Origin of the sequence: Nocardioides pantholopis, assembly GCF_003710085.1 — a bacterium.
Lineage (GTDB): Bacteria > Actinomycetota > Actinomycetes > Propionibacteriales > Nocardioidaceae > Nocardioides > Nocardioides pantholopis.
In genome coordinates, this window is record NZ_CP033324.1 from 654,081 (window position 1) to 671,360 (window position 17,280).

14 protein-coding genes are annotated in these 17,280 nt (G+C 73.7%); 10 read left to right on the forward strand and 4 right to left on the reverse strand.

Annotation, left to right across the window (positions count from 1 at the left end):
* The first annotated feature begins 32 nt into the window (after window positions 1–32).
* The 6 genes from EBO35_RS03065 to EBO35_RS03090 are packed head-to-tail and all read left to right on the forward strand — an operon-like array spanning window position 33 to window position 7,682.
* Window positions 33–122 carry a potassium-transporting ATPase subunit F gene (locus EBO35_RS03065; RefSeq protein WP_122816423.1) on the forward strand — a complete coding sequence of 30 codons (90 nt, stop codon included), beginning with the start codon at window positions 33–35 and terminating at the stop codon, window positions 120–122.
* Complete coding sequence (kdpA, locus tag EBO35_RS03070; protein WP_122816424.1) at window positions 122–1,780, forward strand: potassium-transporting ATPase subunit KdpA; 1,659 nt, start codon at window positions 122–124, stop codon at window positions 1,778–1,780. Before EBO35_RS03065 ends, kdpA begins: the two co-directional genes overlap by 1 nt.
* Complete coding sequence (kdpB, locus tag EBO35_RS03075) at window positions 1,777–3,867, forward strand: potassium-transporting ATPase subunit KdpB (protein WP_122816425.1); 2,091 nt, start codon at window positions 1,777–1,779, stop codon at window positions 3,865–3,867. Before kdpA ends, kdpB begins: the two co-directional genes overlap by 4 nt.
* Window positions 3,868–3,872: 5 nt before the next feature.
* Window positions 3,873–4,451, forward strand: coding sequence for a potassium-transporting ATPase subunit KdpC (gene kdpC / locus EBO35_RS03080; RefSeq protein WP_122816426.1), 579 nt, complete (start codon window positions 3,873–3,875; stop codon window positions 4,449–4,451).
* A 7-nt stretch (window positions 4,452–4,458) separates the two neighbouring features.
* The gene (locus EBO35_RS03085) at window positions 4,459–7,005 is read left to right on the forward strand and encodes an ATP-binding protein (protein WP_241153838.1); all 2,547 of its coding nucleotides are present in this window, start codon (window positions 4,459–4,461) and stop codon (window positions 7,003–7,005) included.
* Window positions 7,002–7,682 carry a response regulator gene (locus tag EBO35_RS03090; RefSeq protein ID WP_122816427.1) on the forward strand — a complete coding sequence of 227 codons (681 nt, stop codon included), beginning with the start codon at window positions 7,002–7,004 and terminating at the stop codon, window positions 7,680–7,682. Before EBO35_RS03085 ends, EBO35_RS03090 begins: the two co-directional genes overlap by 4 nt.
* Before the next feature lie 144 nt (window positions 7,683–7,826).
* Here the strand turns inward: EBO35_RS03090 and EBO35_RS03095 are convergent, their stop codons facing one another.
* From EBO35_RS03095 to EBO35_RS03110, 4 genes are read right to left on the reverse strand one after another with little or no spacing between them, the layout of a single operon-like run.
* A complete protein-coding gene (locus EBO35_RS03095) occupies window positions 7,827–8,675 on the reverse strand; it encodes an ABC transporter ATP-binding protein (protein WP_122816428.1) in 849 nt (282 codons plus the stop codon).
* Window positions 8,672–9,706, reverse strand: coding sequence for a FecCD family ABC transporter permease (locus EBO35_RS03100; protein WP_122816429.1), 1,035 nt, complete (start codon window positions 9,704–9,706; stop codon window positions 8,672–8,674). Before EBO35_RS03100 ends, EBO35_RS03095 begins: the two co-directional genes overlap by 4 nt.
* Window positions 9,703–10,752 carry a FecCD family ABC transporter permease gene (locus EBO35_RS03105; protein WP_122816430.1) on the reverse strand — a complete coding sequence of 350 codons (1,050 nt, stop codon included), beginning with the start codon at window positions 10,750–10,752 and terminating at the stop codon, window positions 9,703–9,705. Before EBO35_RS03105 ends, EBO35_RS03100 begins: the two co-directional genes overlap by 4 nt.
* Complete coding sequence (locus EBO35_RS03110; RefSeq protein ID WP_206422647.1) at window positions 10,749–11,777, reverse strand: iron-siderophore ABC transporter substrate-binding protein; 1,029 nt, start codon at window positions 11,775–11,777, stop codon at window positions 10,749–10,751. The genes EBO35_RS03105 and EBO35_RS03110 overlap by 4 nt, the downstream gene beginning before the upstream one ends.
* Before the next feature lie 135 nt (window positions 11,778–11,912).
* Here EBO35_RS03110 and EBO35_RS03115 point away from each other — a divergent pair, with 135 nt between their 5' ends.
* From EBO35_RS03115 to adhP, 4 genes are all read left to right on the forward strand, one after another.
* Window positions 11,913–12,713 (forward strand): siderophore-interacting protein, encoded by an 801-nt coding sequence (locus EBO35_RS03115; protein ID WP_122816432.1) that lies wholly within the window; start codon window positions 11,913–11,915, stop codon window positions 12,711–12,713.
* Window positions 12,710–14,452 carry an ABC transporter ATP-binding protein gene (locus tag EBO35_RS03120; RefSeq protein ID WP_164477778.1) on the forward strand — a complete coding sequence of 581 codons (1,743 nt, stop codon included), beginning with the start codon at window positions 12,710–12,712 and terminating at the stop codon, window positions 14,450–14,452. The genes EBO35_RS03115 and EBO35_RS03120 overlap by 4 nt, the downstream gene beginning before the upstream one ends.
* On the forward strand, window positions 14,449–16,182 hold the full coding sequence (locus tag EBO35_RS03125; RefSeq protein ID WP_122816434.1) for an ABC transporter ATP-binding protein: 1,734 nt from the start codon (window positions 14,449–14,451) through the stop codon (window positions 16,180–16,182). The genes EBO35_RS03120 and EBO35_RS03125 overlap by 4 nt, the downstream gene beginning before the upstream one ends.
* Before the next feature lie 75 nt (window positions 16,183–16,257).
* A complete protein-coding gene (adhP, locus tag EBO35_RS03130; RefSeq protein ID WP_122816435.1) occupies window positions 16,258–17,274 on the forward strand; it encodes an alcohol dehydrogenase AdhP in 1,017 nt (338 codons plus the stop codon).
* Window positions 17,275–17,280: the final 6 nt, after the last annotated feature.

Sequence of the window (17,280 nt, forward strand, 5' to 3'; positions counted from 1 at the left end):
TCCGGGCGTCGGCGGGCGCTTCAGTTGGCCGCATGAATGTTGAGAACGGCCTCCTGATCGTCGCGGTCCTCGCCGTCGCGGCGTACCTCCTCACGGCGCTGATCCGTCCGGAGCGTTTCTAGTGTCAGACAACGTTGCCGGGCTGCTGCAGATCGCGGCCCTGATCCTGCTGCTGGCGGCCGTGTACGTGCCGCTGGGTGACTACATGGCGCGCGTGTACACGGGCACCTCGCACCTGCGCGTGGAGCGGGTGGTCTACCGGCTCACCGGAGTCGACCCGGCCGCCGGGCAGAGCCCCAAGGCCTACGCGCTGAGCGTGGTCGGGTTCTCGCTGGTCAGCGTCGTGGTGCTGATGGCGATCCTGATGGGCCAGGCCGCGCTGCCGTTCGACCGCGACCTGGACGGCATGCCGTTCTGGATGTCGTTCAACACCGCCGCGTCGTTCGTGGCCAACACGAACTGGCAGTCCTACGGCGGCGAGTCGACGCTCGGCTTCGCCGCGCAGATGGCCGGCCTGGCGGTCCAGAACTTCCTCTCCGCGGCGGTCGGCATCGCGGTCGCGGTGGCGCTGATCCGCGGCTTCGTCCAGGTCCGCAGCGGCGAGCTCGGCAACTTCTGGGTCGACCTGACCCGCGGCACACTGCGCATCCTGCTCCCGATGGCCTTCCTCGGCGCCGTGCTGCTGATGGCGGGCGGCGTCGTGCAGAGCTTCAGCGACACCACGATGACGACCCTCGCCGGTCACGACCAGGTCCTCACCGGCGGCCCGGTGGCCAGCCAGGAGGCCATCAAGGTCCTCGGCACCAACGGCGGCGGCTTCTACAACGCCAACTCCGCCCACCCCTTCGAGAACCCCAACGCGGCCACCAACCTGCTCCAGATCTTCCTGATGCTGGTGATCCCGATCAGCCTGACCCGCACCCTCGGCACCATGCTCGGGAACCGCCGCCAGGGCCTCGCGGTCCTGGCCGCCATGGGTGTGCTGATGACGATCTCGCTGGCGATCATCACGGCCGGCGAGGCCGGCGCCCGGTCCCAGGCCGGGCAGGCCGCCGGCGCCGCGATGGAGGGCAAGGAGACCCGGTTCGGCGAGTGGGCCAGCGCCCTGTTCGGCATGGTCTCCACCGGGACGTCGACCGGGGCGGTCAACGCCGCCCACGACTCCTTCACGCCGGTCGGCGGTGGTGCCGCGCTGGTGAACATGATGCTCGGCGAGATCACTCCCGGCGGTGTCGGCTCCGGCATCTACGGCATCCTCGTGATGTCCATCGTGGCCGTCTTCATCGCCGGCCTGATGGTGGGCCGCACCCCGGAGTTCCTGGGGAAGAAGATCGGCTCGCGGCAGATGACGTACGTCGCGCTGTACACGCTCACCACGCCCGCCCTGGTGCTGATCGGCACCGGCATCGCGATGGCGCTGGACTCGACACCGGACGCGATGGGCAACGCCGGCGGCCACGGCTTCAGCGAGGTGCTCTACGCCTACACCTCCGGCGCCAACAACAACGGCAGCGCCTTCGGCGGCATCACGGTGACCTCGGACTTCTTCCAGATCACCATCGGGCTGGCGATGCTGCTGGGCCGCCTGCTGCCGATCGTGTTCGTCCTGCTCCTGGCCGGCTCGCTGGCCGAGCAGGGCAAGGTCCCCGCCACCGCGGGCACGCTGCCGACCCACAAGCCCATCTTCGTGGCCCTGCTGGTCGGCGTGATCTTGATCCTGACCGGCCTGACCTACTTCCCCGCCCTCTCCCTGGGCCCCATCGCAGAGGCACTCGCATGAGCACCGCGACCCGCACCGCCACCAGCCCGACCACCCCGACACCTCCCGCGGGCGACAAGCCCACCACCGGTCTGACCCTGCGGACCCTGGCCACCCAGGGCGTCCAGCAGCTGCCCGAGGCGCTGCGCAAGCTGCACCCGCGGCACCTGTGGCGCTCGCCGGTCATGTTCCTGGTCTGGCTCGGCTCGATCCTCACCACCGTCGTCGCGGTCACCGACCCGAGCGTCTTCGCGATCTCGCTGGCGATCTGGCTCTGGCTCACCGTCGTGTTCGGCAACCTGGCCGAGGCGGTGGCCGAGGGCCGCGGCAAGGCCCAGGCCGCGTCGCTGCGGGCCACCCGCAGCGACACCGTGGCCCGGCGCCTGGACTCCTCCGGGGCCGAGACGCAGGTGGCCGGCACCGAGCTCCAGGTCGGCGACCGGGTAGTCGTCGAGGCCGGGGAGGTCATCCCCGGCGACGGCGACATCGTCGAGGGCATCGCCTCGGTCGACGAGTCCGCGATCACCGGCGAGTCCGCCCCGGTCATCCGCGAGGCCGGCGGTGACCGGAGCGCGGTCACCGGCGGGACCAAGGTGCTCTCGGACCGGATCGTCGTCCGGATCACCGCGGCGGCCGGCCAGACGTTCCTGGACAAGATGATCGCCCTGGTCGAGGGGACCTCGAGGCGCAAGACCCCCAACGAGGTCGCGCTGTCGATCCTGCTGGTCAGCCTGACGCTGGTGTTCCTCGCCGCGGTCGCCACCCTCCCCACGATGGCGGAGTACGCCGGGGCGCCGCAGGACGTGGTGGTGCTGGTCGCGCTGCTGGTGTGCCTGATCCCCACGACCATCGGCGCGCTGCTCTCGGCGATCGGCATCGCCGGCATGGACCGGCTGGTGCGCGTCAACGTGCTGGCCATGTCCGGCCGCGCGGTCGAGGCCGCGGGCGACGTCAGCACCCTGCTGCTGGACAAGACCGGCACCATCACCTACGGCAACCGCCGGGCCAGCCGGTTCGTGCCGGCGCCGGGCGTGAGCGAGTCCGAGCTGCGCGACGCGGCGCGGCTCTCCAGCCTGGCCGACCAGACTCCCGAGGGCCGCTCCATCGTCGAGCTCGCCCTCGAGCAGGGCGCGGACGACCGTGACCTGCCGGGTGGCGCCGAGTTCGTCGAGTTCACAGCCCAGACCCGGATGTCGGGCGTGGACCTCGCCGAGGGGACCCTGATCCGCAAGGGTGCCGCCTCCGCCGTCGCGGAGTGGGTCGGGACGACGCCCCCGACGGCCGTCACCGACACGATCGGCGACATCTCGCGGGCGGGCGGGACCCCGCTCGTCATCGCCTGCCGGGACGAGGCGGCCGGGTCCGGCCGGGTCCTGGGGGTCGTGCACCTCAAGGACGTGGTCAAGGAGGGCATGACCGAGCGGTTCGCCGAGCTGCGCTCGATGGGCATCCGCACGGTGATGATCACCGGCGACAACGCGCTCACCGCCCAGGCCATCGCGGCCGAGGCCGGGGTCGACGACTTCCTCGCCGAGGCGACCCCCGAGGACAAGCTGGCCTACATCCGCAAGGAGCAGGCCGGCGGCCGGCTGGTCGCGATGACCGGGGACGGCACCAACGACGCCCCCGCGCTCGCCGCGGCCGACGTCGGGGTGGCGATGAACAGCGGCACCGCGGCCGCCAAGGAGGCCGGCAACATGGTCGACCTCGACTCCGACCCGACCAAGCTCATCGACATCGTCGCGATCGGCAAGCAGCTGCTGATCACCCGCGGGGCGCTGACGACGTTCTCGATCGCCAACGACGTCGCGAAGTACTTCGCGATCATCCCCGCGATGTTCGTGGCCGCCTATCCGTCCCTGGACGCGCTCAACATCATGGGCCTGGCCACGCCGCAGTCGGCGATCCTCTCGGCGGTCATCTTCAACGCGCTGATCATCATCGCGCTGATCCCGCTCGCCCTGCGCGGGGTGCGCTTCCGCGCCGCCTCCGCCACCGCCATCCTGCGCCGCAACATGCTCGTCTTCGGCCTCGGCGGCGTGCTCGTGCCGTTCGTCGGCATCAAGCTCATCGACCTGCTCGTCTCGACCATCCCCGGAATCGGCTGATCATCATGCTTCCTGACCTCGCCCGCCAGTCCCTCGCCGGCCTGCGCGCCCTCCTCGTCCTGACCGCCATCCTCGGCGTCGGCTACCCCGTCGCCGTGTGGGGCGTCGGCCAGGCACTCGGCGACCGCGCCGCTGGCCAGCCTGTCCGTCACGACGGCCAGGTGGTCGGCTCCCGGCTCCTGGGCCAGCAGTTCGAGGGGGAGGAGTGGTTCCACTCCCGCCCCTCGGCCAACGACTACGACACGCTCGCCTCGGCCCCGAGCAACCTCGGCCCGAGCAGCCCGGACCTGCTCGACCTGGTGGCCGAGCGGCGTGCCACGGTGGCGGACGCCGAGTCCGCGGACCCCGCCGACGTGCCAGCCGACGCGCTGACCGGCTCCGGCTCCGGCCTCGACCCGCACATCTCCCCGGCGTACGCCGAGCTCCAGGCCGCCCGGGTCGCCGCGGCCACCGGCCTGGACGAGCAGACGGTCCGCGACCTCGTCGCGGACCACACCGCCGGGCGGGTCCTGGGCTTCCTGGGAAAGCCGGGCGTGAACGTGCTGGAGCTCAACCTGGCGGTGCAGGAGAAGATGCGGTCGTGATGATCAGGTGAGCCAGCTGAGCCAGGTGGGCGCCGGACGCCCCGAGCGCGGCAGGCTGAGGGTCTACCTCGGCGCCGCGCCCGGGGTCGGCAAGACCTTCGCGATGCTCGACGAGGGGCACCGCCGGCAGCGGCGCGGCACCGACGTGGTCGTCGGGTACGTCGAGACCCACGGCCGGCCCCGGACCGAGGAGGCGGTGCGCGGCCTCGAGGTGGTGCCGCGGCGCTCGGTCTCCTACCGCGGCACGGTCCAGGAGGAGATGGACCTCGACGCCGTGCTGGCCCGGGACCCGGCGGTGGTGCTCGTCGACGAGCTGGCGCACACCAACGTCCCGGGCAGCGCCTACGCGAAGCGCTGGCAGGACGTCGAGGCGCTGCGCGACGCGGGCATCGAGGTGGTCACCACCGTCAACATCCAGCACCTGGAGTCGCTCAACGACGCCACCGAGGCGATCACCGGCGTCCGGCAGCGCGAGACCGTGCCGGACGACGTGGTCCGCTCGGCGGACCAGATCGAGCTGGTCGACATGAGCCCGCAGGCGCTGCGGCGGCGGATGGCGCACGGCAACATCTACGCCGCGGACAAGGTCGACGCCGCGCTGTCCCAGTACTTCCGGGAGGGCAACCTCACCGCGCTGCGCGAGCTGGCGCTGCTGTGGCTGGCCGACCGCGTCGACGAGGGGCTGGACCGCTACCGCACCGAGCACCACATCGAGGCCAGCTGGCCGGCCCGGGAGCGGATCGTGGTCCCGGTCAGCGGCGGGCCGGAGTCGCTGACGCTGATGCGCCGCGCCGCCCGGATCGCCTCCCGGGGCTCGGGCACCGAGTGGCGCGCGCTGTACGTGACCCGGCCCGACGGGCTGACCGCGATGTCGCCGGACCGGCTCACCGAGCTGCGCGGCAAGGCCGAGGACCTCGGCGGCACCCTGCACGCGGTCGTGGGCGACGACCCCGCCGAGGCGATCCTCGACTTCGCCCGGGCCGAGAACGCCACCCAGCTCCTGGTCGGCGCCAGCCGGCGGGGCCGGATCTCCACGCTGCTGCGGCCCGGCATCGGCGAGCGGGTGATCGCCGGCGCCGGCGACATCGACATCCACATCGTCACCCACGACTACGCCCGGGCCGGGACCCGGTGGCGCGCCGCCGAGAGCCTGAGCGGGCGGCGTCGCGGCCTGGGGTTCGGGTTCGGGGTGCTGGCGCCGTTCCTGGGCAGTCTGCTGCTGATCTGGACCGAGGACGTGCACGGGCTGCCGACCGAGGCGATGGCGCTGATGGTCCTGGTGGTGGCGACCGCGCTCATCGGCGGCCTGGTGCCGGCGGTGGTCTCGGCGGTGGTCAGCGGGGTCCTGCTCAACGTGCTGTTCACGCCTCCGGTCCACACACTGACCGTCGACGAGCCCGAGAACGCGTTCGCGATCCTGCTGTTCATGATCGTCGGCATCGCGGTCGCGACAGTCGTCGACACCGCGGCCCGGCGTACCGCCCAGGCGGCGAAGGCGCGCGCCGAGGCGGACGCGCTCACGGTCCTCTCCCACAGCCTGCTCAACGCCAGCGACGACCTGTCGGGGCTGCTCGCCTCGGCCTGCGAGCTGTTCAACGCCCGCGGGGCGGCGGTCCTGCGCCGCGGCGAGCAGGACGCGGAGGAGGTGGTCGCCAGCCACGGGGCGGCCCCGGCCTCCTCGGAGGCGGCCGACATGGCGGCCGCGGTCGACGAGCGCACCACGCTGGCGCTCGACGGCGCCCGGCTCCCGGCCACCGACCGGGGCCTGCTGACGGCGTACGCCGCCTACGCGAAGGTCATGGAGGAGCGCCGCCGGGCGATCGGCGCCGAGCTCGAGCGGGCCCGGCTCGCCGACACCGACCGCACCCGGACGGCGCTGCTGGCAGCGGTCTCCCACGACCTGCGCTCGCCACTGGCCGCGGTCAAGGCGGCGGTCGCGAGTCTGCGGTCGCCGGACGTGCGGTGGTCGGAGCAGGACGAGGCCGACCTGCTGGAGACCATCGAGGAGTCCACGGACCGGCTGACCGCGCTGGTCGCGAACCTGCTCGACATGAGCCGGATCAACACCGGCACCGTGCAGGTCTCGCTCTCGCCGGTGTCGCTGGCCGGCGTGGTCCACGACGCGATCGCCTCCCTGGAGGGGAACGAGCGGATCGAGGTCGCGCTCGGCTGCGCCGAGGACCCCACCGGCGATCCCACCGTCCTGGCCGATCCCGGCCTCCTGGACCGGGTCGTGGCCAACATCTGCGAGAACGCGCTGAAGTACACCCCCGCGCCGTCCCGGATCCGGGTCGACGCGGCCGTCCGCGGCGACGTCGTCGCTCTGCGCATCGCCGACAGCGGCCCCGGCGTACCGGACCGGGACCACAGCCGGATCTTCGCCCCCTTCCAGCGTCTCGGCGACGTGCCCCGCCAGGACGGCGTCGGGCTCGGCCTCGCGGTGGCGCGCGGCTTCACCGAGGCGATGGGTGGCACGATCAGCACCGAGGAGACTCCCGGCGGAGGGCTCACCTTCGTCGTCGAGCTCCGCATCCCAGGCAAGGAATCCGCATGACCTTCGTGCTCGTGGTCGACGACGACCCGGCGATCTGCCGCACGCTCTCCATCAACCTGCGGGCCCGCGACTACGACGTGGAGACGGCCGGCGACGGGCGCTCCGCGCTCCAGATCGTCGACGAGCGGATGCCCGACGTGGTCCTGCTCGATCTCGGGCTGCCCGACCTCGACGGGGTCGCGGTGCTGCGCCAGCTGCGCTCGTTCACCCAGGTCCCGGTCATCGTGGTCTCGGCGCGCACCGGGTCCGACGACAAGGTCGAGGCGCTCGACCTCGGCGCGGACGACTTCATCACCAAGCCGTTCTCGATCGAGGAGCTGCTGGCCCGGGTCCGCGCCGCCGCGCGCCGCGCGGGCGCCGAGGAGCCGCCGCTGTGCGTCCAGGTCGGCGACCTGGTCCTCGACGTCAGCGACTCCCGGGCCCGCCGGGGCACCGAGGACATCCACCTGACCCCGATCGAGTGGAAGATCGTTGAGCACCTGGTCCGCGGCCGCGGCCGGCTTGTCCGGCAGACCGACCTGCTGCGGGCGGTGTGGGGCCCCAGCTACGAGCGCCAGACCAACTACCTGCGGGTGCACCTGGCCAGCATCCGGCGCAAGCTCGAGGCCGACCCGTCCCACCCGCGGCTGTTCGTCACCGAGCCCGGCATGGGCTACCGGTTCGCGCCCGGGGTCTGAGGCTCCCCGGGTTGGCCGGGCTGGCCGGGCTGGCCGGGTCCGCCGGGTCCGCCGGGGGAGCGGTGAGTCTGCCACCGTTTCGGCGCACCGAACGGTGGCCAGCTCACCGCCGGGCCCGGAGCCCAGCCCGAAACGGTGGCCAGCTCACCGCTGGTCCGGGACCGAGGCCCCGACCGAGGTCGGGACCGAGGCCCCGGCCACATGATGCCGCCCGATCGGCAGCATCAGTGGCCGGCCGGAGACCGGGTCGACGACGACGCTGGACTCCAGGCCGAAGACGGCCCGGACCGTCTCCTCGGTGAGTACTGCATGCGGGTCGCCGGCGGCGTGCAGGCGGCCGCCGGCGAGGGCGATCAGCTGGTCGGCGTACCGCGCGGCGAGGTTGAGGTCGTGCAGCACCATCACGATCGTGGTGCCGCGGGACCGGTTCAGGTCGGTGAGCAGGTCCAGGACCTCCACCTGGTGGCTGACGTCGAGGAACGTGGTGGGCTCGTCGAGCAGCAGCACGTCGGTCTGCTGGGCGAGCGCCATCGCGATCCAGACCCGCTGGCGCTGCCCGCCGGAGAGCTCGTCGACGGGACGGTCGGCCAGGTCGGCGGTCTGGGTCGCGTCGAGCGCGGCGGCGACTGCCTGGTCGTCCTCGGCGCTCCACCGCGACAGGATCCGCTGGTGCGGGTTGCGCCCGCGTCCGACCAGGTCGCTGACCACGATGCCCTCGGGGGCCACCGGGGACTGGGGGAGCAGCCCCAGGGTGCGGGCCAGCTCCTTGGCCGGGAGGCGGTGCACCTGCTTGCCGTCGAGCAGCACCTGTCCCGCGCGCGGCGCCAGCAGCCGGGACATCGAGCGCAGCAGCGTGGACTTCCCGCAGGCGTTGGCCCCGACGATCGCGGTGACCTTCCCGGTCGGCACGGCCAGGTCGAGCGCCTCGATCACTGTCCGGTCGCGGTAGCCGAGCGTGAGGTCCTCGACGGTGAGCGTGTGCTGGGCGGTCACAGCGAGCCTCCGGTGCGGTTGGAGCGGACGATCAGGTAGACGAGGTACGGCGCGCCGAGCACGCCGGTGACCACGCCCACGGGATAACGGTGCCCGAAGGCGTACTGGCCGCAGAAGTCGGCGACGACCACCAGCAGGGCGCCGACCAGCGCGGAGGGGATCAGCAGCGACGCGCCCGGCCCGACCAGCCGGGCCGCGATCGGCCCGGCGAGGAAGGCCACGAACGCGATCGGGCCGGTCGCGGCCGTGGCGAAGGCGATCAGCCCGACCGCAGCCACGATCACGAACAGCCGGGTGCGCTCGACGCGGACGCCGAGCGCGGAGGCCGCGTCGTCGCCGAGCTGGAGCATCTCGAGGTCCCGGGTCCGGGTGAGGAGCAGCGGGCCCAGCACGAGCAGCGCGACCACTGTCGGCACCACGTCGCCCCAGCCGGCGCCGTTGAGGCTGCCGGTCAGCCAGCGGGTGGCCTCCTGCAGGTCCCACGCCGCCGCCCGGCTCAGGATGTAGCTGGTGACGCTCTCGAGCATCGCGGCGATGCCGATCCCGATCAGGATCAGCCGGGTCCCGGCGACGCCGTCGCGGAAGGACAGCACGTAGATCAGGATCGCCACGCCGAGGCCGACGACGATGGCGAACGCGGAGACCGCCGGGCCGCTCAGCGACAGCGTCACGATCGCGAACGCCGCGGCGCTGCTGGCGCCGGCGCTGATGCCGATGATGTCGGGACTGGCCAGCGGGTTGCGCAGCATGGTCTGGAAGGTGACGCCGGCCAGGCCGAAGCAGAGCCCGGAGAGCACCGCGAGGACCGCGCGGGGGAGCCGGAGCCGGCCGACCGTGAACGACGCCCCCGGCACGTCCTGGCCGAGCGCCACCGCGAGCACGTCGCCGGGCGGGTAGAAGGTGCGCCCGACCATCAGGCTGGTCGCGAAGCCCGCCACGAGCAGGACGGCGAGCACGGCCATCACGGCGCGGCGCCGGACGGTACGCCGGACCCGGCCGCGGGTGACCTGCTGGACGGTCTGGGTGCTCACAGCGCGCGCACCTTCTGCCGGCGGACGACGTGGATGAAGAACGGGGCCCCGACCAGGGCGGTGATGATGCCGACGTCGATCTCGCTGGGCCGGGCGACGATGCGCCCCACGACGTCGGCGGCGGTGAGCAGGCTCGCGCCGGCGATCGCGGAGAACGGCAGCAGCCAGCGGTGGTCGACGCCGACCAGCATCCGGCACAGGTGCGGGATGACCAGGCCGACGAACCCGATCGGGCCGGCGACCGCGGTGCTGGCGCCGCACAGCAGCACCGCGCCGAGGGCGGCGGTGCCGCGGGTCAGCGCCACCCGCTCCCCGAGCCCGGCCGCGACGTCGTCGCCGAGGGCCAGGGAGTTGAGCCCGCGCGCGGTGAGCAGGCACAGCGCGAACCCGACCAGCAGGAACGGGACGACCAGCCGGATCGTCTCGAACGAGGCGCCGCCCACCCCGCCGATCTGCCAGGAGCGCACGCCGCCGGCGATGTCGTTGCGGGGCAGCACCAGGGCGGTGATGAAGGAGGCGAACGCCGCGGACGTGGCCGTGCCGGCGAGCGCCAGCTTCAGCGGGGTGGCGCCGCTGCGGCCCAGCGACCCGACCGCGTAGACGAAGACCGCCGAGACGGCCGCCCCGACGATCGCGACCCAGATGTAGCTGGACGGGGAGGTCAGCCCGAACCACGCGATGCCGGTGATCACCGCGAGGGAGGCGCCCATGTTGACGCCCAGGATCCCGGGGTCGGCGAGCGGGTTGCGGGTCACGCCCTGCATGACCGCGCCGGCCAGGCCGAGCGCGGCGCCGACGACGACGGCCAGCAGCGTGCGCGGGATCCGCTTGGTGACCGCTGCCTCGCTGAGGGTCTCGCTGCTGCCGCCCAGGGCGGCCACGATGTCCTCCCAGGTCACCGAGCGCGAGCCGACGGCCACCGACCAGGCGGTCAGGGCGACCAGGACCGCGAGGACGACCAGCAGCCACACGAGCCGAAGCCGCCTCGGCCGCCGCACGAGGGCGGCGGCCGAGGCGGTGTCGGTCTCGACGTCGGGTGCGGTCACTGCGTCCCGGCAGCTGCCTCGGCCAGCATCCCGGCGTACTCGTCGAGGACGTAGGAGATGGACAGCGGGGTGGGGTTCGCGGCGGTGCCGAGCGGGTTGTTCGGCAGCAGCACGATGGCGCCGTTCTTGACCGCCGGCATCTTCGAGAGCAGCGGGTCGCCCTCGAGGGCGTCGACCAGCTCCTGGTCGCCGTAGGTGACGATCACCTCGACGTCGTCGAGCGCGTCGACCTGCTCGGCGCTCTGGGTCAGCGAGAACTCGTCGGTCTCGGCCGACGCGCTGGCGATGCTCTCCGGCGTCCCGAGGCCGAGGTCCTCGAAGAACCGCGCCCGGGTGTCGTGGGTGGTGTAGAAGCTGACCTCGCTGAGGTCGGTGGTGTCGACGTGGGTCAGGAACATCGCGGTCTTCCCGGTGAGGTCCGGGTGCTTCGCGACGGTGGCGTCGATCTCGGACTCCAGGTCGGCGATCAGCTCATCGCCCTCCTCGGCCATCCCCATGCCCTCGCTGTTGAGGCGGATCATGTCGCGCCAGTCCGTGGACCACGGCGACTCCGGGTAGGCCACCACCGGGGCGATCTCGCTCAGGGTGTCGTAGGACTCCTGGTCCAGGCCCGAGTACGACGCGAGGATCACGTCCGGGGCGGTGTCGGCGACGGCCTCGAAGTCGATGCCGTCGGTCTCGTCGAAGAGCACCGGCGTCTCGGCGTCCAGCTCCTCGAGCTTGTCGGCGACCCAGGGCAGCACCCCGTCCCCGTCGTCGTCGCCGAAGTTCGCCGCCGCCATGCCGACCGGCACGACGCCGAGGGCGAGCGGAACCTCGTGGTTGGCCCAGTTCACCGTCGCGACCCGCTCGGGGGCCTCCTCGATCGTGGTGGTGCCCAGCGCGTGCTCGATCGTGATCGGGAAGGCACCCGACGACTCCTTCGAGGAGCCCTGGTCGCCGTCGTCGTCGGAGGATCCTCCGCACCCGGCGAGGAGGAGGGCAGCGGCTCCGAGAGAGCCCGCCAGGAGGCGGAATGGGGGCACGGTGTTTCCTTTCGGCATGGAAGTGCTCCGCTGAGCACCGGAAGCCAGGGGCTGGAACGGGTCCGCGCCTGACAGTTGGTAAGGCTAACCTAATTGCGCAGCGATGGTGCTCGACGTCTCAGGGAAAGCGGTGCGATGTTCGGACAGGTGGAGTCGACGGCGTGGGTGACGCCCTCGATCGTGCGGGTCGTGCTCGGCGGGGAGGGGCTCGCCGGGTTCGCGATGCCCGACCACACCGACGCGTACGTGAACATCGCGGTCCCGCCGGCCGGGGCGCCGTACGGGCCGGTCTTCGACCCCGCCACCGTGCGCGCCGAGCACGACCGGCAGTGGTGGCCGGCGCGCCGGCGCTACACGGTCCGGGCCTGGGACGAGGGGCGGCGCCGGCTCACGATCGACTTCGTGGTCCACGGCGACGCCGGGGTGGCGGGCCCGTGGGCGGCCGCGGCGCGGCCCGGCGACGTCCTCGTGCTCGAGGGACCCGGCAGCGGCTACCGCCCCGACCCCGAGGCCGACTGGCACCTCCTCGTCGGTGACGAGTCCGCGCTCCCGGCGATCGCGGCCTCGCTGGGCGCCGTCCCCGCCGGCCGGCCGGTCGTGGTGCGGCTGGTCTGCGACGACGCCAGCCACGAGCTCCCGCTGGAGTCGCCGGGCCGGCTGGACCTGCGGTGGCTGCACCGGGCCGGCAGCGCCGCCCCGGACCGGCTGCTGCTCGACGCGCTCGAGCAGCTGGCGTTCCCCGCCGGCCGGGTCGACGCGTTCGTGCACGGGGAGGCCGACGAGATCCGCGGCATCCGGCGCCACCTGCTGGTCGAGCGGGGACTCAGCCGCGCCGCGATGTCCTGCTCGCCGTACTGGCACCGGACGCTGGCCGACGAGGAGTGGCGCCGGGTCAAGGCGGACTTCGTCGCGGCCATGGAGGCCGACGTCGCTTGAGGTACGCCGCTGACGGCGCCCCGCCCCGCACGGCGGGGGCACTGATCCGCCGTACCCTGCGCCGGCAACGGCGACCCCTGGTCGTGTCCGTGGCCCTGGTGACCGTGTGGCAGGTCGCCGAGCTGATGGTCCCCGCACTGATCGGGGTGATCATCGACCGCGCGGTCGTCACCGGCGACCTGGCCCAGATGGTGCTGTGGGCGGTCGTGCTGGCCGTCCACTTCGTCGTGCTCAGCCTCTCCTACCGCTTCGGCGCCCGGGTCGGGCTCCGGGCGCTGCAGGTCGAGTCGCACGCGCTGCGGACCGAGGTCTCCGGGCACGTCCTCTCACCACGGGGGGCCCGGTCGGACCGGCTGCCCGGCGACGTCCTGACCATCGCGACCACGGACGCCGAGATGGTGGCCACGGTCGTCCGCCAGCTCACGTTCACGCTCGCCGCCGCGGTCGGCCTCGTGGTGAGCGCGGTCGTGCTGGCCGCGATCGACGTGGTGCTGGCGCTGGTGGTGCTGGTCGGGGTGCCGTGTGTGCTGGTGGCGACCCAGGCCCTCGCCCCCCGGCTGGTACGCCGCAGCGGCGTACGCCAGGAGGCGCTGGGGTCGGCGGCCGGCATCGCCGGCGACTTCGTCCGCGGCCTGCGCCCGCTCAAGGGCATCGGGGCCGAGGACGCGGCGCTGGAGCGCTACCGCACCCAGAGCCAGCGGGCGGCGGTGGCCAGCGTCGGCGCGGCCCGCTGGGAGGGCCTGATGCAGGGGATGACGGTCGGCCTGAGCGGCGTCTTCCTGGCGGTCGTGGCGCTGGTGGCCGGCCTGCGGGCCGTCGACGGCGAGGTGGGTGTCGGCGAGTTCGTCGCCGTGGTGGGCATCAGCCAGTTCCTGGGGGAGCCGCTGCGGATGCTGACCTACCTGGTCGCACAGCTCGCCCAGTCCCGGGCCTCGGCCGAGCGGATCGTCTCGTTCCTGGCGACGCCGCCGCTGGTGGCGAGTGGACCGGGGACCGGATCGGCAGTGCCGCCCGCACCGGGCGCGGGAGCCGGCCTCGAGCTGGACCGGGTGTCGTTCGGACCACTGGCCGAGGTCACCTTCGCTGCCGCACCGGGTCGCTCGGTGGCCGTGGTCGTCGAGGACCCGGCCGACGCTGCGGCCCTGATGACGCTGCTGCGGGGCGAGGCGGCCCCCGCCGACGGGGCGGTGCGCCTCGGCGGCGCCCCGATCACCGACCTGGCTGTCGAGCAGGTCCGCGAGGTCCTGCTCGTGGCCGACCACCACGTCGACCTCTTCGACGGCACGCTGCGCAGCAACGTGGACCCGCGCGGCGACGTGGACGAGGACCGCCTCGCGCGGGTGCTGAGCGCCTCGGCCGCCGACGAGGTCGTGGAGCAGTCGGCCGCGAAGCTCGACGAGCGGGTGAGCGTCGGCGGCACCGCGCTGTCCGGCGGCCAGCGTCAGCGCCTCGGCCTGGCCCGGGCGCTGGCGGCGGACCCCGCCGTGCTGGTCCTGCACGACCCCACCACGGCCGTCGACGCCGTCACCGAGGCCCGGATCGCCGAGGGCCTGCACGGCCTGCGGCACCCGGAGCAGCCGGGGGCGCCGACGCGCACGACGGTGGTCCTCACCAGCAGCCCGGCGCTGCTCGCGCACGCCGACACCGTCGTCCACCTCCGCGCCGGGCGGGTCGTGGCCCGCGGGTCGCACCGCGAGCTGGCCACGGACGTCGCCTACCGAGCGGCGGTGCTGCGATGACCCGGCTGCCGGTCTCGAGCGCGGCCGAGGCCGCGGGCCTGGCCCGGACCCTGCTGATGCGGCGCCGGGGCGCCTTCGTCGCCAGCGCGGTGATGTTCGCGCTCGTCGGTCTCGCCGGACTGGTCGCGCCGTGGCAGCTGGGCCGGGTGGCCGACCTGGTCAGCACCGGCGGCAGCACCCGGGACGTGCTGAGCGCCGCGGCCTGGATCGGCGGCGCGGCGGTGGTGGGGGCGGTGGCCACCGCGCTGTCGGTGTCCACGCTGGCGCGCGCCGGCGAGCCGGCGCTCGCGGAGCTGCGCGAGCAGGTGCTGGACCGGGCCCTGCACCTGGAGACCGAGGAGCTCGAGGCCGCCGGCCAGGGCGACCTGATGTCCCGGGTGGGCGACGACGTCCGCGTGGTCGCGGGGTCGCTGACCGAGGCGGTGCCGCTGCTGGTCAATTCAGTGGTGACGATCGTGTTCACGGTCGGCGGGCTCGCGGCGCTCGACTGGCGCCTGGGCCTGGCCGGGCTCGCGGCCGCGCCGTTCTATGCAGTGGCCCTGCGCTGGTACCTGCCCCGGTCGGGGCCCTACTACCGGCGCGAGCGGGAGGCGAACGGCGACCGCGCCGAGGCGCTGCTCACCGGCGTCCACGGCAGCCGGACGCTGCGCGCCTTCGGGCTCGCCGAGGAGCAGCAGCGCACGGTCGATCGGGCGTCCTGGCGCTCGGCGAGCCTCTCGATCGACGTCTTCGACCTGCTGATGCGCTTCGGCGGCCGCAACAACCGCGCCGAGGCGGTCGGGCTCCTGCTCGTGCTCTCGACCGGCTTCGCGCTGGTGCGCGCCGACGCGGCGACGGTCGGCGCGGTCACCGCCGCCGCCCTGTACTTCCACCGGCTGTTCAACCCGGTCGGCGCGGTGCTGTTCCTCTTCGACGAGGTGCAGTCGGCCGGCGCCTCGCTGACCCGGCTCGCCGGCATCGCGCTGCTCCCGGCCCCGGCCCGCGGCGGCGGCACGGCGCCGGCCCACCGAGGCGTCGCGGTCACCGCTGTCAGCCACGAGTACGACGCCGAGCACCCCGCCCTGCGTGGCGTCGACCTCGAGGTCGCGGAGGGGGAGCGGCTGGCGGTGGTCGGCGCCAGCGGCGCCGGCAAGAGCACCCTCGGGCTGGTCGTCGCGGGGCGCCTGGTCCCCACCAGCGGCTCGGTCACGATCGGCGGGGTCGAGGTCCGCGCGGCGGCGCTGGCGGACCGGCCCGTGGTGGCGACGGTGACCCAGGAGATCCACGTCCTCGCCGGCAGCGTGGCCGACAACCTGCTGCTGGCGCGGCCGAGCGCGACCCGCGCGGAGCTCGAGGCGGCACTGCGGAGCGTCGGCGCCGCGGACTGGGTCGCGGCGCTGCCGGAGGGCCTGGACACCGAGGTGGGCGCCGGGACCGTTCCGCTGACCCCGGCCCAGGCCCAGCAGCTCGCGCTGGCCCGGGTCCTGGTCGCCGACCCGTGGGTGGTCGTCCTCGACGAGGCGACGGCCGAGGCCGGCTCCGCCGGCGCCCGGGTGCTCGAGGAGGCCGCGCTGGCGGCCACCGAGGGGCGGACCACGATCACGATCGCCCACCGGCTCGTGCAGGCCCGCAGCGCCGACCGGGTGCTCGTGCTGGAGGCCGGGGAGCCGGTCGAGCTGGGCGGTCACGACGAGCTGGTGCGGGCCGGCGGACGCTACGCCCGGCTCTGGGCGGCCTGGTCGCAGGACTGAGCGCCCTTCCGTCGAGGGCCCGATGGGTGGACTCTGGGAAGCCAGGCACCGTGCCTGTCCTACTCGGAGGACATCATGAAGGCAGCCGTCGTCACCGCATTCGACCGACCGCTCGAGCTCCAGGACCGGGAGGTGCCGACCCCGGGTCCCGGGCAGGTGCTGGTCCGCATCGAGGCCAGCGGACTGTGTCACACCGACATCCACGCCGCCCACGGGGACTGGCCGGTCAAGCCCAGCCCTCCGTTCGTGCCAGGGCACGAGGGCGTCGGCATCGTCACCGAGGTCGGCCCGGGGGTGACCCAGCGGTCCGTCGGCGAGCGGGTGGCGCTGCCCTGGCTGGGCCATGCCTGCGGGCACTGCGACCACTGCATCAGTGGCTGGGAGACGCTGTGCGAGGAGCAGCAGAACACCGGCTACTCCGTCGACGGCGGCTTCGCCGAGTACGCCGTGGCGGACGCCGACTACGCGGTCCCGGTGCCGGACGGGGTCGACCCGATCGACGCCGCGCCGCTGACCTGCGCGGGCGTGACGACGTACAAGGCGATCAAGGTCGCCCGCATCCAGCCGACCGAGCGGGTCGCGATCTTCGGGATCGGCGGCCTCGGGCACCTCGCCGTGCAGTACGCCCGGATCGTCGGCGGCACCGTGATCGCCGTCGACGTCGAGGACGCCAAGCTCGAGATGGCCACCGAGCTCGGCGCCGACCACGTCGTCAACGCCCGCACCGAGGACCCGGTCGCCGCCATCGAGGCCCTCGGCGGCGCGGACGTCGCGGTGGTGCTCGCGGTGATCCCGTCGGTCTTCGAGCAGGCCTTCGCCGCGCTGCGTCGCGGTGGACGCCTGGTCTGCGTCGCGCTGCCGGCCGAGGACGCGGGGCCGATGGCGCTGCCGATCTTCCCGACCGTGCTCAAGGGCCTCTCGGTGATCGGGTCGATCGTCGGCACCCGCGAGGACCTGGCCGAGGTCTTCGAGCTGCACGCCCGGGGCCGCACCCGCGTCGTGTCGCAGACCCGCAGCCTGGACCAGGTCAACGAGTCGGTCGAGGACGTGCTCGCCGGGCGCACGACCGCCCGGATCGTCTTCGAGCTCTGAGGGGCG

What these genes read in the sequence shown, in the direction of transcription:
- EBO35_RS03090 (WP_122816427.1), top strand. Translation starts at nt 7,002, where the DNA reads ATGACCTTCGTGCTCGTGGTCGACGACGACCCGGCGATCTGCCGCACG.
- kdpC (WP_122816426.1), top strand. Translation starts at nt 3,873, where the DNA reads ATGCTTCCTGACCTCGCCCGCCAGTCCCTCGCCGGCCTGCGCGCCCTC.
- adhP (WP_122816435.1), top strand. Translation starts at nt 16,258, where the DNA reads ATGAAGGCAGCCGTCGTCACCGCATTCGACCGACCGCTCGAGCTCCAG.
- EBO35_RS03065 (WP_122816423.1), top strand. Translation starts at nt 33, where the DNA reads ATGAATGTTGAGAACGGCCTCCTGATCGTCGCGGTCCTCGCCGTCGCG.
- EBO35_RS03125 (WP_122816434.1), top strand. Translation starts at nt 14,449, where the DNA reads ATGACCCGGCTGCCGGTCTCGAGCGCGGCCGAGGCCGCGGGCCTGGCC.
- EBO35_RS03115 (WP_122816432.1), top strand. Translation starts at nt 11,913, where the DNA reads ATGTTCGGACAGGTGGAGTCGACGGCGTGGGTGACGCCCTCGATCGTG.
- kdpB (WP_122816425.1), top strand. Translation starts at nt 1,777, where the DNA reads ATGAGCACCGCGACCCGCACCGCCACCAGCCCGACCACCCCGACACCT.